The organism is Permianibacter fluminis (assembly GCF_013179735.1).
GTDB lineage: Bacteria > Pseudomonadota > Gammaproteobacteria > Enterobacterales > Permianibacteraceae > Permianibacter > Permianibacter fluminis.
This window is the reverse complement of record NZ_JABMEG010000001.1, coordinates 3,296,191-3,311,824: the sequence shown is the minus strand read 5'-3', so window position 1 is coordinate 3,311,824 and position 15,634 is coordinate 3,296,191. Positions and strand designations below refer to the sequence as shown.

The following is a 15,634-nucleotide window of genomic DNA, read 5'->3' as shown; positions in this document are numbered from 1 at the left end:
TCGGTACTTTGCCCGGCGGCTGCGTTCTGCAGTGACAGTGCCAATTGGCCTACACTAGCGGCTTCCTGCCGCCAGCCGCCGTCTGCCATGCATCCGTTGAAGAAGCTGTTCAGTTACGCCCGTTCTTACCGCCGCGATTTCTTGCTCGGCACCAGCTATTCGGTGTTGAACAAGTTGTTCGACATTTTGCCGGAAGTGTTGATCGGGGTGGCCGTGGACATTGTCGTAAACGGCGAGCAATCGTTTCTGGCGCGCGAGATTCTCAGTGGCTGGGGCATTGTCAGCACTTGGCATCAGCTGCTGTTTCTCGGTGGCTTGAACGTGCTGATCTGGGGCGGCGAGTCGTTGTTCGAATATTTGCACCATTTGAAATGGCGCAATCTGGCGCAATCGCTGCAGCACGATATGCGGCTGGACGTGTACAACCACGTGCAGAAACTCGAATTGGCCTGGTTTGAAAATCGCAAGACCGGCAATCTGCTGTCGATTCTGAATGACGACGTCAATCAGATGGAGCGCTTCCTCAATACCGGCGCCAACGAAATCATCCAGGTGTTCTGCTCGTCGATCATGGTCAGTGCGGTGTTTTTTGTCCTGCAGCCGACCATCGCCATCATTGCCTTGCTGCCGGTGCCGATCATTTTGTTCGGCGCATTCTGGTTCCAGAAAAAACTGGCGCCACGTTACGCCGAAGTGCGGGAAGCGGCCGGTGACGTCAATGCCAGGCTCAACAACAACTTGCTCGGCCTGGCTACCATCAAGAGCTTTGCTGCCGAACAATTTGAAGCGGAACGCATTCGTGAGGCCAGCGACACCTATCGCACAACCAATGCCCGCGCGATTCTGGTCAGCTCGGCAATCACCCCGGTTATCCGGATGGCGATTCTGGCCGGTTTCACCACCACGCTGGTCTACGGTGGTTGGTTGACCATTCATGGCGAGCTGGCCGTCGGTGCCTATTCGGTGCTGGTCTACCTGACCCAGCGCCTGTTGTGGCCCATGACCCGGCTGGCCGATGTCGCCGATATGTATCAGCGTTCGATGGCTTCAATCGACCGCGCACTTGGCTTGCTCAACACGCCGATTGCCATACCCTACGAAGGCAAGCATTTTCCGGTGCAGCAGGCCCGCGGCGAAATCCGCTTCGAGCACCTGCATTTCTCCTATGACGGCGAGCGCAGCACGCTGAACGATATCGACGTCCATATTCCCGCCGGGAAAACCATCGCCTTTGTCGGTTCGACCGGTTCTGGCAAGAGCACGCTGGTGAAATTGCTGTTGCGCTTTTATCACCCGGGCAAGGGGGTAATTCGCTTTGACGGCGAGAATATCGAGGCGCTGAATTTGCAGGATTTGCGCCGGGCCATCGGTTACGTCAGTCAGGATACCTTTTTGACCGATGGCACCGTTGCCGAGAATATTGCCTATGGCATGGCAAACGCCAGTGACGAAGCCATTGCCGCTGCCGCTCAAGCGGCCGAGGCCACCGAATTCATCAATCAACTGCCACTCGGGTTTGCCACCCGCATCGGAGAGCGTGGCCAGAAATTGTCGGGTGGCCAGCGTCAACGCTTGGCGTTGGCACGGGCCATTCTGAAGAATCCGCCGGTGTTGGTGCTCGATGAAGCCACCTCGGCAGTCGACAACGAAACCGAAGCCGCCATTCAGCGCTCGCTCGATGTCGTCAGCAAGGGCCGCACCACGATCGTCATCGCGCACCGGCTGTCGACCGTGCGTCAGGCTGATCGGATTTATCTGCTGGAGCAGGGCCGCATTGTCGAAGCGGGCAGCCATGATGAATTGCTGGCGCACAATGGTGGCTATGCCGCGCTGTGGCGCCTGCAGACCGGTGAACGCGCACATTGAGTGTGCTGGCAAAAAAGTTGAGTTTCAGGGCAGGCCCGTGGGTGTAGGTCTTTGCCGCTCCAGCCGGCTACCGCGAGCGGCGAGCAAGCGAATGCTTGGCAGGAAAATAGAGAAAGCAAATCAAAACCGGAAGTAAGTCAAAACCGGAATTAGGTCAAAACCGTAATTGGGTCAAAACAGAATCAAGATAAAACAGAAGAACTGGCACGGGAGAGAAGCATGCGAAATATCGGCCGCTTGATAGTTGCCATGGTTGGGCTGGCGTGGGCTGCGTTGCCGCAACTGGTGAGCGCGGCGGACAATCCGCTAAAGGGCTTGACCCGACAAGCCGGTTTTTTTGATCTCTACCGCGATCCCGGCAAAGGCCGTCTGCTGCTCGGTATCCAGCACTTTGATCAGCCGTTTCTGCTGACCACATCGCTGCCCTATGGTCTCGGCTCCAACGATGTCGGCCTTGATCGCGGCCAGCCGGGTGAAATGCGCATGGTCGAGTTTCGTCGGGTTGGCAATCGGGTTTTGCTGGTTCAGCGTAACACCCGGTTTGTCGCCAACTCCGACAGTGCGCTCGAGCGTGCCAGTGTTCGTGAAGCTTTTGCCGAATCGGTATTGTGGGCCGGTGATGTGCTGACGGATATCGCTGCCGAGGCAGGTACCGATGCTGCCCGCACTGCGGCCAGCAAAACTGTCGACAAAACTGCTGACAGCAAAACGGCGGTCGTGGATCTGACTTCATTTGTCGTTGCCGATCGCCATGGCATCGCCGCGCGTCTCGCCGGCAGCCAGCAGGGCAGCTACAAGCTAGACGACAAGCGCAGCGTACCGGTTTTTGATGACAGCAAAACGTTTCCCGACAACACCGAGTTGCAAGCACTGCTGACTTTTTCCGGTCCCGGTGAAGGCCAGTTTGTGCGTGATGTCGCGGTCGATCCGGAAAGTCTGACCCTGCAGCAACGCATCAGCCTGGTGCGCTTGCCGGCCGATGGCTTCCAGCCGCGACCCTATCATCCGGCTTCGGGTGGTATCGATATCGGCTTTTATGATTTCGCCAAACCCTTGTCGGCGAGTCTCGACACTCGCTATCAAGTGCGCTTTCGATTGGAGAAAACCAATCCGACGGCGGCGCTGAGTCCAGTCAAGAAACCGATTGTCTATTACCTTGATGCCGGTACGCCGGAGCCGGTGCGTTCGGCCTTGTTGGAGGGAGCACGTTGGTGGAGCGCGGCGTTTGAGCAAGCCGGATTCAAGGATGCATTCCGGGTCGAGCTGATGCCAGCGGATATGGATCCGATGGATATCCGTTACAACACGATTCAATGGGTGCACCGTGCGACGCGTGGTTGGTCTTACGGCACCTTCTTGCATGATCCGCGCACCGGTGAAATCATCAAGGGCGCGGTTACGCTTGGCTCGCAGCGTGTGCGTCAGGACATCCTGATCGCGGAGTCGCTGTTGGCGCCATACGGCAAAGCCAATCAAGCGGAATTGACGGCGATGGCCGAGCAAATGGCGCTGGCCCGGATGCGTCAGCTTGCCGCGCATGAAGTCGGCCATACCATCGGCTTCAATCACAATTTTGCCGCCAGCCGGCAGGGCAATGGTTCGGTGATGGATTATCCGCATCCCTTGCTGACCGTGAAGCCGGACAACTCACTCGATCTGAGCAAAGCCTACGGTGTCGGCATCGGCCCGTGGGATGTCTACCTCGTCAAGCACGCCTACAGCCAGTTTCCGGCCGAACAGGAATCGGCCGCGCTGGCCCAGTTGCGCCAGCAAATCGCTGCGACCGGCATGCAATACGTCAGCGACAACGATGCCCGTTCGCCCGGCATGAGCAATTCCGATGGTTTGCTGTGGGACTACGGCCCGGACAGTCAACAGAGTTTTGATCAACTGCTGGCCGTGCGGCGTCAGGCCCTGCAACAGTTTTCACCGGCGGTATTGCCGCCGGATCGGCAGCGCGGCGAATTGGAAGCGCGTTTGGTGCCGGTGTATCTGTTGCATCGCTATCAAACCGAAGCGGTGGCCCGTCAGCTTGCTGGCGCGGCGTATCAATACGATTTGAATGCGCTGAATCGAGGCAGTGAAGCAGGAGCGCAGCCGGTTGCTGCGGCGACACAACGTGCGGCTCTGAGCCGTTTGGTGCGTTTGCTCAGCGCCGAAGAACTGGCCTTGCCAGCCAACGTGCTCGATGTGCTGACGCCGCCCGCCATCGGTTACGCGCGTGGCCGCGAATATTTCACCAGCCGCATGACGCCGGTGTTCGATGCGCTCGCCGCGGTGGAGTCGGCTGCCGCGCTCAGCAGCCAGCTGCTGTTTGAACCGAGCCGGCTCAACCGGCTGGCTTGGCAACAAGCCCGTGACGCGCAGCAACCGGGTGTCGCCGAATTGATGCGCAGCGTTTTTGCCGGCACCTGGCAACGCGATGCAGTGGACGCCAATCTGATCGCCGGTGACGCCGTGCAGCTGTCGGCCAACTGGACGGTTCTGGATGCGCTGATTGCCACGCTGGACGGTGGTCAATTGCATCCGACGGTGGCAGCGGAGCTGCGCGAGCAGTTGGGGCAGTGGCAGCAGTGGTTGGCCGATCACGGCAAGCGTGGATTGCTGGGCAGTAATCGCCGCGATGCCGCGCACTTCATCAGCCAGTACCTGAGCAATCCGGACTCGGTAAAACGTCGACCATTGCCGGCCATTCCACCGGGTGCACCGATATAATCCGTCGCGATTGTCAATTTGAAGCATCAAGCGCAGCCTTGAACTGCGCCGGCGAGAACGCGCAATCCGCTCGGTTTCAGTACCGGGTGAATGGCGTGGGAAAGGGGAGGAGGCAGCGTGTTTCGGGATTATATTCGGCTGATGGTCTTTGCGGTGGGCTTGCTGGCGGGAGTGCAACTGCCGGCATTTGTCGATCAGTACGCCAAACGGGTTGATGCACACTATTTGGAAGCCAAAGGCAATTTCGCCGGCTTTCAGGATACCGCTGACCGGCATTTCAACGGCGATGTCGATGCAATGATTCAGCATCATCGCCAAAGCGGCGATGTCGTGTTTCAGGAAGACGCCGACAGTATCGAAAAAATCTGGCAACGGTTGCAGCTGCTGGCCGCCGAACAGCTGGCAATGCAAAAGCCATTTCCACTACGCGCCTTTCATGCCCTGTTCGCCGCCAATGACGAGCTGATGGCTGAAACCCGAATCAACTACAGCTATGTGGTGCCGCTGAATCAGGACGCTGTGATCGCAGGTGTCAGCATCGGCTTGCTGGCAGCGCTGGTGATCGAATTACTCATCATGGCCTTGGCTCGGCTTTTCCGCGGCAGTCCACAACCGGTCCGACGCTACTGATTCAACGCGTTCAGCGCGTCAGGTTTTTCCGCCATTCCGCCTGAGCGATTCGATACAGCACATGCGGCGTGATCGGATGCTGCGGGTCGAGCAGTGGATGCAGAAAATTGTCGGCCGGGTTATGACGCATGCCTAGCCGCTGCATGACACACTGTGAGCGGGTATTGCTGGCTGCAGTAAACGACACGATTTCATCCAGTTGCAGCGTGTCAAAACCGAAATGCAGACATGCTGTTGCTGCTTCGCTGGCAAAGCCATGACCCCAGGCACTTCGCCGGAGTCGCCAGCCCACCTCAACACAAGGGGTAAACGCGGCCTGAAAGCGAGGCCGGCTGAGCCCGACAAAACCAATGAAGTCACCGCCGTCGATCTGTTCAACCGCCCATAAACCCCAGCCATGTACTTCGATGTGTTGCTGACAACGCGTCAGCATTGCATCACTCTCCGCTGCAGTCAGCCGAGCCGGAAAGTGCTGCATCACCTCCGGATCTGCATTCAGTTCGGCAAATGGTTTGGCATCTTCCGGTCGCCACTGCCGCAGTAGCAGGCGCGTGGTTTTCAATGTCTGCATGGTAGACGTGGTCAGTTAGAGAAAAGAGAAACGGGCGCCGTAGCGCCCGTTCTAGCTATTGCGATGGCCGCACCATCAACCGCTAAATTGCGCCAATTGCTCGCGCAGTTTGATCAACGCCGTGCCAGCTTCGGTCAGCTTGTCGCGCTCTTTCTGGACGACGGCAGCCGGCGCCTTGTCGGCGAATGCCGCGTTCGACAGCTTGCCATTCAGGCGTGCAACTTCATCGGTCAGTTTGGCGATTTCCTTGTTCAGCCGGGTTTTCTCGGCCTCCACATCGATCAAACCTGCCAGCGGAATATGAATCTCCAAATCGCCGACAATGGCCGCTGCGGTGGCCGGTAGCGTGGCACCAGCAGTCAACCAGTCAATGCGCTCCAGACGTGCCAGCGAATGCAGGAACACCGCCAGCTCACGGCTGCGACGTTGATCTTCCGGTTGGCCCGCGTGGTTATGGGAAACTGGCTTAAACAGAACCGGAATGATCTTGCCCGGCGCCAGATTCACTTCGGCGCGGATGTTGCGCACCGCGAGCACCACCGCCTGCAGCCAGGCGATATCGGCATCAGCAAGCGGATTGGCAAGGGTGGCGTCTTCTTGCGGCGCGGCTTGCAGCATGATGGTGACGCCGTGCTTGGTATCCCCGCCATATCGGCCAACCATCGGCGCGATTTTCTGCCAGATTTCTTCGGTGATAAACGGCATCACGGGATGGGCCAGCCGCAACCAGGTTTCCAACACCTCCAGCAAGGTCCGACGGGCACCGGCTTTCTGGGCGGCGGGCACATCGCCGTTCAGTACCGGCTTGGTCAGCTCCAGATACCAATCGCAGTATTCGTTCCAGAAGAAGTCATACAGCGCTTGCGAGGCCAAATCGAGTCGGTAGCTTTGCATTGCCTTGTGGAAATCGGCAATCGCGGCATTCAAGCGCGAGCGGATCCACAGATCGGCAACGGTGTGCTGATTGCTGGCAGTGGTGCCGAGGTCCTGGTCTTCGGTGTTCATCAGCACAAAGCGGGTGGCGTTCCACAGCTTGTTGCAGAAATTGCGGTAGCCTTCGACCCGGCCCATGTCGAACTTGATGTCACGACCCGTTGAGGCGAGCGAGCAAAAGGTGAAGCGCAGCGCATCGGTGCCAAAGGCCGCAATCCCTTCCGGGAATTCCTTGCGAGTGCGTTGTTCGATTTTCTGAGCCATCTGCGGCTGCATCAGACCGCTGGTGCGCTTCTGCACCAGGGTCTCCAGATCGATGCCATCAATGATGTCGATCGGATCGAGCACGTTGCCCTTCGACTTTGACATCTTCTGGCCTTCGGCATCGCGCACCAGACCGTGCACATAAACGGTCTTGAACGGGATCTGCGGCGTACCGTCTTCATGCTTCATGAAATGCATGGTCATCATGATCATCCGGGCGACCCAGAAGAAAATGATGTCGAAGCCGGTGACCAGCACGTCGGTCGGATGGAAGGTTTTCAGTTCTGGTGTTTGCTGCGGCCAGCCCAGCGTCGAGAACGTCCACATGGCCGAGCTGAACCAGGTGTCCAGCACGTCGTCGTCCTGACGCAGATCGACGTCGGCAGCAAGGCCGTATTTGCTGCGCACTTCCGCTTCATCGCGGCCGACATAGACATTGCTGCTGTTGTCATACCAGGCCGGGATCCGATGCCCCCACCACAGCTGCCGACTGATGCACCAATCCTGGATATCGCGCATCCAGGCGTTGTACATGTTCTCGTATTGCTGAGGCACAAATTTGATGCGGCCATCTTCGACCGCTTCGATGGCCGGTTTGGCCAGCACCGAGGCTTTGACATACCACTGATCGGTCAACCACGGTTCGACAATGACGCCCGACCGGTCACCGCGTGGTGCTTTCAATGTGTGCGGCTCGATTTTTTCCAGCAGCCCGAGCTGTTCGAATTCGGCAACGATTTTCTTGCGGGCATCGAAGCGATCCAGTCCGGCGTAGGCGACTGGGCCTTTTTCACCGTGCAAGGTTTCGTAGTTGGCAAAGGTCAAGACGGTGAATTCAGCCAGAATCTTGGCATCACGATCCAGCACGTTGATCAGCGGCAGGTTGTGTCGCTTGCCGAGTTCATAGTCGTTGAAATCGTGTGCAGGGGTAATCTTGACGCAGCCACTGCCGAATTCGCGGTCAACATAATCGTCGCCGACAATCGGAATCAAGCGGCCGGTGATCGGCAGCTTGATTTGCTTGCCGATGAGCTGTTTGTAACGCTCATCTTCCGGATGCACGGCAACGGCGGTGTCGCCGAGCATGGTTTCCGGACGGGTGGTTGCGACCACGAGATGGCCGCTGCCATCGGCGAGCGGGTAGCGGAAATGCCACAGCGAGCCTTTCTCTTCTTCCGACACCACTTCCAGATCGGAAATGGCGGTGTGCAGTTTCGGATCCCAGTTGACCAGCCGTTTACCGCGATAAATCAGACCATCGTCGTACAGACGGACAAATGCTTCGCGAACCGCATTGGACAGTCCTTCATCCATCGTGAAGCGTTCGCGTGACCAGTCGACCGAGCTGCCAAGCCGGCGCAGTTGATTGGTGATGGTGCCCCCGGATTCGGCTTTCCATTGCCAGACTTTTTCCAGGAATTTTTCCCGGCCCAGTTCGTGGCGAGTGGTGTTCTGGGCAGCGAGCTGACGCTCGACCACCATTTGTGTCGCGATACCGGCATGGTCTGTACCGACCTGCCACAGCGTGTTGTGGCCTTTCATGCGGTGGTAGCGGGTCAGCGCATCCATCACCGAATTGTTGAAGCCGTGACCCATGTGCAGGCTGCCAGTCACGTTCGGCGGCGGGATCATGATGCAGTAGGGCGTGCCTTGGCCGCTTGGCTTGAAGTAGCCGGCAGCTTCCCAGGTTTCATACCAGCGGCGTTCGATTTCGTTGGGGTTGTACGACTTGTCCATTCGGTTTCGTTCCAGTATTCAATGACGGTTTGAGTAGGAGCGAGCTTGTTCGCGAAAGAGCACGCTCCGAAATGCATCGCGAGCAAGCTCGCTCCTACAAAATGGCTTTAGGCGTTCTTTTCCAGATTGTGGGACTTTTCCAAATTGTGATACTGCAGCGGGTAACCTCGCTGTTTGTAATAGCCGTAACGCTCACGAGCTTTCAGCCGTTGTTCTTCCGAGGCCGGCACCAGCTCCAGCAAGCGCTCAAAGCGCTGGAACTGGTGCGGCAGGGCATCGCTCAAGTTGATCAGCACGCCCGCGTAGAGATCCGGCGCAGCACCGACGCCAATGGCGACATTGGCACTGAGTTTTTCATCGCGTGGCAGCAGCACATGCGGAATGAAGGCATCCGGTTCAAACTGCCAGAGCAGTTCGTCCAGTTGCTCGCCGGTGCGCAGATCCGGCACCTGCACATAGACATGACTGTGCGCCTGCAAGGCTTTTTTGATCAGCTTGCAGCTGGTCAGCAGTGGCGCTCTGCTGCTGGTGTCGGCAAGCTGATAAAAATCGACGCGAGTCATGGCGATGGTGGTTTCCGTTTCGGATCAGGCGCTTTTGCGTTTCTTGCTGCCGGCGCGGTCGAGCAGGTACTGGGTCAGCAGCGGCACCGGCCGACCGGTTGCGCCTTTGGCTTTGCCGGATTTCCAGGCGGTGCCGGCGATATCCAGATGCGCCCAGTGGAATTTCTTGGCGAATCGCGACAGGAAGCAGGCGGCGGTGATGGCGCCGGCCGGACGACCGCCGAGGTTCGACATGTCTGCGAAGTTGCTGTCCAGCTGTTCTTGATATTCGTCGTATATCGGCAAACGCCACGCGCGGTCGCCAGCGGTTTCGCCGGCTTCCAGCAGATCATTGGCGAGCGGATTGTGATTGCTCATCAAGCCGCTGGTGTGATGGCCCAGCGCGATCACGCAGGCGCCGGTCAGCGTCGCGATATCGATTACCACATCCGGATCAAAGCGCTCGACATAGGTCATGGCATCGCACAACACCAGCCGACCTTCGGCATCGGTATTCAGGATTTCCACGGTCTGACCCGACAGCGTGGTGACCACATCACCGGGGCGAGTGGCTTTGCCGCTCGGCATGTTTTCCGCCGCCGCGACCACCGCGATCACATTGATCGGCAGCGCCAGTTTCAGCACGGCGGTCATGGTGCCGAACACCGAAGCGGCGCCACCCATGTCGAATTTCATTTCGTCCATGCCATCGGACGGTTTGATCGAAATGCCGCCGGTGTCAAAGGTGATGCCTTTGCCGACCAGCACGATCGGCGCATCGCCGTTCTTGCCGCCGCTGTATTCCATGACGATCAATTTGCCGGGCTGATCTGAACCCTGCGATACCGCAACAAAAGCGCCGGCGCCCATCTTCTTCAATTCGGTTTCGTCGATGATGGTGGTCTTCAGCGGCTTGTTGGCTTTGGCCATTTCCTGGGCGCGCTCAGCCAGGTAGGTCGGGTGGCAAATATTGCCGGGCAGGTTGGTCAGATCGCGGGCGAACTTGACGCCTTCCGCCACGGCCAGCGCTTCGGCAATGGCCTTTTCGCCTTCGGCCAAATCACTGCGTGCCGGCACGTTGAATACCAGTTTGCGCAGCGGCCGGCGGGCAGCGTCTTTTTTGCTTTTCAGTTGATCGAAGTTGTACAGGGTTTCGCTGGCGGCCTCGACAGCGTGACGCACTTTCCAGCGCAAATCGCGATTCTTGACGTTCAGTTCCGGCAGAAAGCAAACGGCTTCCATCGAGCCGGTTTCCTGCAGCGTGGCCACCACCTTGCTGATGATGCGGCGATACTGGCTTTCATTGAGTTCGCGTTCTTTGCCGCAACCGACCAGCAGCACCCGATCACACAGTGTGTTCGGCACGGAATGCAGCATCAGGGTTTGCCCCGGTTTGCCTTCGATGTCGCCGCGGCGCAGGATGCTGGCGAGATAGCCGGCGCTGGCAGCGTCGATTTCCTCACCGGCCGCGCTCAGTTTGCGCGGCTCGAATACCGCGACCACGATGCAGGCGCTGCGTTGTTTGGCCGGGCTGCCACTTTTGACATCAAACTCCATACTGCTCTCCAACTGAATCGGGGATGACCGCTGCGCTCGCGTGTCGGCGAGTCGGGACTATCCTGAGCGGGGGCTGACCTATGCTTTCGCCGGAACGGGCTAATCCCGATCAGGCTAATCCGGATCGGGGTTGATCCCGACCGGGTTAACGCGGCGCGGATCACTCTGAAAAGGGCGGATTCGCGCCGGGTTTATCCCGCTAGGGAACGTCCCGACTTGGTGTATCATGGCCGCCGCCGTGGCGATCACCCTGGCGGGAAAAGTGTAAAAATACACTGCTGCAGCGCAAAAAGCGATATTTCGCGGTAAAAACACAGGTTTTCTGGCTTCTGGAGCGTCCCGGTTTGATCGTATTCCGCTACCTGAATCGCGAGGTTCTGCGCAGCTTTGCCGGCATCCTGACGGTGCTGATGCTGATCTTTCTGAGTCAGCGGCTGGTGACCTATCTGGGCGAAGCCGCCGGTGGCGAGCTCAGCGGTCTGGTCGTGCTCAAACTCGTCGCGCTCTATCTGCCTGTACTATTCAGCCTGCTGCTGCCACTGACCTTGTTTCTGGCCATTTTGCTGGCGCTCGGTCGGCTTTATGTCGAACACGAAATGACCGTGCTGCGGGCCTGCGGGGTGGGTGAGAACGATGTCCTGCGCCACCTGTTGAAACCAGTGTTGGCGATGACGGCATTTACCGCCGCGCTGACGCTCTATGTCATGCCGATGGCGCTGGAATATCAGTATCAGGTACTGGACCAGCAGGCCGCGGAATCCGAATTGTCGTTGCTGGCGCCGGGTCGGTTCCAAGAAGGTCAGGACAAGCACAGCGTGCTCTACGTCGAAGCGTTCGGTGAGCAGAATTCCCTCGGTGGTGTTTTTTTCGCCAGCATGCCGCAAGCGGCTGGCGACTCGACCGGCATTTTGGCCTCGCGCGGTGGCTATCACTGGCAAGATGAACGCGACGGCCAGCGTTTTCTGGTGCTGGAAAATGGCTATCGCTATGAAATGCAGCCCGGCAGCAAAAAGTGGACGGTGGTCAAGTACGACAAGTATTTCATGAAGTTGCAGCCGCGCTCCGTTTCGGAAATCCGGCGCAAGGCCAAGGCTTTGTCCAGCGTTGAATTGCTGATGGATCTGAAACCGGAAAACATCGCTGAGCTGCAATGGCGCTTGGCGGTACCGCTGCAAATGCCGATTCTGGCTCTGTTGGCAATTCCGCTCTGCCGGGTTCGGCCGCGCGAAGGCAAGTTCGCCCGTATCCTGCCCGGCCTGCTGATTTTTCTCGGTTACACCATGCTGCTGATGATGGCGAGGTCGTCGCTCGAAGAGGGTAAATTGGCTGGCTGGATCGGTTTGTGGCCGGTGCATTTGCTGGCGCTGGCGCTCGGCGTGATCTTGCTGCGCCAGCGGGAAATCCGCCGGGCCCCGTTGGCCAAGTTGAGCTGAGCCCATGCGTATCCTGAATCGCTATATCGTCCGCTCTGTGTTGCAGCCAACGGCCATGGTGCTGTTCCTGCTGGTCGCGCTGCGCTTTCTGTTTTCGTTTCTGGATGAATTGGGCGATGTCGGCACCGCGGAATACACCGCGATAAAAGCGCTGGCTTATACCTTGCTCAGTGTGCCGATGTGGCTGGGTGAACTGCTGCCGATGGCCACGCTGATCGGCACCGTGATGGGGCTTGGCGTGTTGTCGTCGAGCAGCGAGCTGACCGCCATGCGTGCGGCAGCGGTATCACCCACTCAGGTTGGCATGGCCACCATCCGGGCTGCGGTGTTTCTCATTCTTGGCGGTGCTCTGCTCAGCGAAGTGATTGTCCCACACACCAGTTCCATGGCGCAGGATCTGCGCTTGAATGCCATTGCGCCAAACGAGGCGTTTCGCGCGTCCGGCGCCGGGGTCTGGTTACGCTCTACTCACGATTATGTGTTTTTCCGCCATGTGCTGGTGGATCAAACCGCCGACGAAGTGCAGATCTTTTCATTCTCGGCACCGCAGCAGCTGAGCGAAACCTATTTTGCCGAGCGCGCGCAGTATCAGGGCGATGGCAAATGGCGTTTGCTGCGCGGCATTCACACCCGGTTTGATGGTGAGCAGGTCAATACCGAGCCGTTTGACGAAGTGTTCTGGCAAAGCGAATTGGCACCGGAACATTTGCAGGTGCTGCAGGCGCGGCCGGCCGAATTGTCCGGTGCCGGACTGTGGTCGTACAGCCAGTATCTGGTTAGCAATGGTCTGGATGCGAGTCAGTACGATCTGGAATTCTGGCGCAAGGTTTTCCAGCCGCTGAACCTGTTTGCGATGATGCTGGCGGGCATCGCTTCGGTATTCGGGCCGCTGCGCTCGGTGACCGTCAGTGCGCGCGTGCTGGCCGGTGTGGCGGTCGGTTTGAGCTTTCATTACCTTGGCCAGATTTTCGGCCCAGTCAGTCTGGTTTATCAATTGCCGCCAGTGCTCGGCGCCCTGTTGCCACCCGCAGTATTTCTGACCGGCGCGCTCTGGCTATTGCGAAGAGCCCGCTGAGTTTTTCGGATTCGCGACGAGTCACAACCCGATTGCGTAGGGCGGGTCAAGCGAAGCGGACCCGCCAGCTCTTGCCGCCATTGCAGCGCTAATCGAAATTGCGGCAGTCTCATATCATTTGCGCTGAACCAAGACTGCTTGAACAAATCTGGCTGACGATGCGGACGTAGCAGCCACCCTCATCCGGCGCGAAACGCCACCTTCTTTCGGCGGGAGACGTATTCGATCCCTCTCCCAATGGGAGCGCGGCGGGTGTTTGCGCGGTAGCCTTTTGATCGAGAACTACCGCGTTTTGTCGCCAGCGATTTATCGGGAATTCTCTTTTTTCGTCGCCGCCGTTTTCGGCAATTGCAGAACCACGGTCTGCGACAGCTTTTCATGCACCGCCAGCATCGGTAGCTGCAACAACAGCACCAGCGCGAGCAGCGGGCCGCCAAACTGTTTCATGCCGAGCGCGGCGAGCAGGTTGTAAGCGGCCAGCAACAGGGCGGCGATAAAAACGGCCACCAGCAAGCGCATCGTGCACTGCCACAGCTGTACCGCTTGGCCTGTTAGGCTGACCAATTGCAGTCGCCAGGCTTTCATGCCCACCGTCTGACCGCCTCGGCGCCAGCACCAGACGTAATAGCCAAACCACCACAGCGACAGCCACAGCAAGTACAGCGGTTGGTGGCGCAGGGCATCGGGTCGCTGGCTATTCAGGCCGGGCACGACCAGCTCGGCGAACAGCATGGCGATAGCAGCAGCAAGCATCAGCAGCGCAATCAGCAACAACGCGTCATAAACCATGGCGAACAGGCGGCGCCAGACGCTGGCAACAGGCAGGGTTTGCATCGGTATTGGCAGGGCAGGGTAGCGTTGGGGCGGCATCATACGTGATCTGGCCTGCCGGAGTCGGCCCCGGCCGGTTTGGCCGGACCGGTCGCGGTCGTCATGACTTTGGCCCGGCGGCCTTGCTAGAATGCGCGCCCTCATGGAGCTGTTTTCGTCACTGGAAGGACAAGAAATGCCGCATTCCCGCCGTATCGCCGTCATAGGCCTGGGCTACGTAGGCCTGCCCGTTGCGGTCGCCTTTGGTCGCCAAGCCGCCATCGATGGCAAGGAGACCATCGGTTTCGACATCAACACCAAGCGCATCGCCGAACTCAAAACCGGCCAGGACCACACCGGCGAAGTGACCGCGGCGGAACTCGCCGAAACCCGCATTCACTACACCAACCAAATCGACGAGCTCAAAAAAGCTGACTTCTTCATCGTTGCCGTGCCGACCCCGGTCGATGATGCCAACATCCCCGACCTGACCCCGATGCTCAAAGCCTCGGTCAGCGTCGGCAAAGCGCTCAAAAAAGGCGACATCGTCGTCTACGAATCCACCGTTTACCCCGGCGCCACCGAAGAAGACTGCGTACCGGTGCTCGAACGCGAATCCGGCCTCAAATGCGGTGTTGATTTCACCGTTGGCTACTCACCCGAGCGCATCAACCCGGGCGACAAAGAACACACCTTCACCAAAATCAAAAAAGTCGTCTCCGGCCAAGATGCCAAAACCCTCGACATCGTTGCCGACGTCTACAGCTCCGTCGTCACCGCCGGTGTCTACCGCGCCGCCAGCATCAAAGTCGCCGAAGCCGCCAAAGTCATCGAAAACACTCAACGCGATTTGAACATCGCGCTGATGAACGAACTCTCGCTGATCTTCCACCGCATGGGAATCGACACCGTCGACGTCCTGCAAGCCGCCGGCACCAAATGGAACTTCCTGCCGTTCCGGCCCGGCCTCGTCGGCGGTCACTGCATCGGCGTCGACCCGTTCTACCTCACCCACAAAGCGCAAAAACTCGGCTACCACCCGCAAGTCATTCTCGCCGGTCGGCAAGTCAACGATGACATGGGCCGCTTCGTTGCCCAAGAAGCCATCAAAGAAATGCTCAAAGCCGGCCGGCCGCTGCACGGCGCCCGCGTCGCCGTGCTCGGACTCACCTTCAAAGAAGACTGCCCGGACCTGCGCAACAGCAAAGTCATCCACATCATCAACGAACTGCGCAGCTACGGCATCGAACCGCTGGTGCACGATGCCATCGCCGACAAAGACGAGGCCAAACACGAATACGGCGTCGACCTCGTTGACCTGAACCAACTGAACAAACTCGACCACATCATCATCGCGGTCGCACACAAACAATACAAAGCGCTCAGCGCCGAACAACTCAAAGCCATGCTGGCCCCGGGCGCTCGCATCTCCGACGTCAAGTGTGCGTTGGACCGTGAGGCGATGGGGAAGGTGGGTGTCAGTTTGTGGCGCTTGTAAGCG

The 15,634-nt window shown here is 58.6% G+C and carries 11 protein-coding genes; 6 read left to right on the top strand and 5 right to left on the bottom strand.

The annotated features are described in order from the left end of the window. Positions 1-87: 87 nt before the first annotated feature. The 3 genes from HPT27_RS14510 (at position 88) to HPT27_RS14500 (ending at position 5,211) form a co-directional block, all read left to right on the top strand. Complete coding sequence (locus HPT27_RS14510; protein ID WP_172244691.1) at positions 88-1,866, top strand: ABC transporter ATP-binding protein; 1,779 nt, start codon at positions 88-90, stop codon at positions 1,864-1,866. 219 nt (positions 1,867-2,085) lie between these two features. Then, positions 2,086-4,581, top strand: a complete 2,496-nt coding sequence (locus tag HPT27_RS14505) for a zinc-dependent metalloprotease (RefSeq protein WP_172244689.1) — start codon at positions 2,086-2,088, stop codon at positions 4,579-4,581. Between the two features lie 117 nt (positions 4,582-4,698). Beyond that, positions 4,699-5,211, top strand: coding sequence for a DUF2937 family protein (locus tag HPT27_RS14500; protein ID WP_172244687.1), 513 nt, complete (start codon positions 4,699-4,701; stop codon positions 5,209-5,211). 10 nt (positions 5,212-5,221) lie between these two features. Here the strand turns inward: HPT27_RS14500 and HPT27_RS14495 are convergent, their stop codons facing one another. The 4 genes from HPT27_RS14495 to pepA form a co-directional block, all read right to left on the bottom strand. Beyond that, complete coding sequence (locus HPT27_RS14495; protein ID WP_172244685.1) at positions 5,222-5,782, bottom strand: GNAT family N-acetyltransferase; 561 nt, start codon at positions 5,780-5,782, stop codon at positions 5,222-5,224. A gap of 75 nt (positions 5,783-5,857) precedes the next feature. Continuing rightward, entirely contained in the window at positions 5,858-8,716 is a 2,859-nt protein-coding gene (locus HPT27_RS14490) for a valine--tRNA ligase (RefSeq protein ID WP_172244683.1), read from the bottom strand. Positions 8,717-8,823: 107 nt separating this feature from the next. Next, complete coding sequence (locus HPT27_RS14485; protein WP_172244681.1) at positions 8,824-9,279, bottom strand: DNA polymerase III subunit chi; 456 nt, start codon at positions 9,277-9,279, stop codon at positions 8,824-8,826. A 24-nt stretch (positions 9,280-9,303) separates the two neighbouring features. After that, positions 9,304-10,815: a leucyl aminopeptidase gene (pepA, locus tag HPT27_RS14480; RefSeq protein ID WP_172244679.1), complete on the bottom strand. Its 1,512-nt coding sequence runs from the start codon at positions 10,813-10,815 to the stop codon at positions 9,304-9,306. Between the two features lie 344 nt (positions 10,816-11,159). Between pepA and lptF the strand changes: the two genes are divergently transcribed. Both lptF and lptG read left to right on the top strand, forming a co-directional pair. Then, a complete protein-coding gene (gene lptF, locus HPT27_RS14475) occupies positions 11,160-12,248 on the top strand; it encodes an LPS export ABC transporter permease LptF (RefSeq protein WP_172244677.1) in 1,089 nt (362 codons plus the stop codon). A 4-nt stretch (positions 12,249-12,252) separates the two neighbouring features. Then, the gene (gene lptG, locus HPT27_RS14470; protein WP_172244675.1) at positions 12,253-13,323 is read left to right on the top strand and encodes an LPS export ABC transporter permease LptG; all 1,071 of its coding nucleotides are present in this window, start codon (positions 12,253-12,255) and stop codon (positions 13,321-13,323) included. A 306-nt stretch (positions 13,324-13,629) separates the two neighbouring features. Here the strand turns inward: lptG and HPT27_RS14465 are convergent, their stop codons facing one another. Next, on the bottom strand, positions 13,630-14,196 hold the full coding sequence (locus tag HPT27_RS14465; RefSeq protein ID WP_172244673.1) for an RDD family protein: 567 nt from the start codon (positions 14,194-14,196) through the stop codon (positions 13,630-13,632). A gap of 133 nt (positions 14,197-14,329) precedes the next feature. On the opposite strand from HPT27_RS14465, the gene HPT27_RS14460 reads away from it, so the two are divergent. Then, a complete protein-coding gene (locus HPT27_RS14460; protein ID WP_172244671.1) occupies positions 14,330-15,631 on the top strand; it encodes a nucleotide sugar dehydrogenase in 1,302 nt (433 codons plus the stop codon). Positions 15,632-15,634: the final 3 nt, after the last annotated feature.

Excerpts from the sequence above, each read along its gene's own strand:
- HPT27_RS14510 (WP_172244691.1), top strand. The coding sequence starts at position 88 with ATGCATCCGTTGAAGAAGCTGTTCAGTTACGCCCGTTCTTACCGCCGC.
- HPT27_RS14505 (WP_172244689.1), top strand. The coding sequence starts at position 2,086 with ATGCGAAATATCGGCCGCTTGATAGTTGCCATGGTTGGGCTGGCGTGG.
- HPT27_RS14495 (WP_172244685.1), bottom strand. The coding sequence starts at position 5,782 with ATGCAGACATTGAAAACCACGCGCCTGCTACTGCGGCAGTGGCGACCG.
- HPT27_RS14490 (WP_172244683.1), bottom strand. The coding sequence starts at position 8,716 with ATGGACAAGTCGTACAACCCCAACGAAATCGAACGCCGCTGGTATGAA.
- HPT27_RS14485 (WP_172244681.1), bottom strand. The coding sequence starts at position 9,279 with ATGACTCGCGTCGATTTTTATCAGCTTGCCGACACCAGCAGCAGAGCG.
- pepA (WP_172244679.1), bottom strand. The coding sequence starts at position 10,815 with ATGGAGTTTGATGTCAAAAGTGGCAGCCCGGCCAAACAACGCAGCGCC.
- lptG (WP_172244675.1), top strand. The coding sequence starts at position 12,253 with ATGCGTATCCTGAATCGCTATATCGTCCGCTCTGTGTTGCAGCCAACG.
- HPT27_RS14465 (WP_172244673.1), bottom strand. The coding sequence starts at position 14,196 with ATGATGCCGCCCCAACGCTACCCTGCCCTGCCAATACCGATGCAAACC.
- HPT27_RS14460 (WP_172244671.1), top strand. The coding sequence starts at position 14,330 with ATGCCGCATTCCCGCCGTATCGCCGTCATAGGCCTGGGCTACGTAGGC.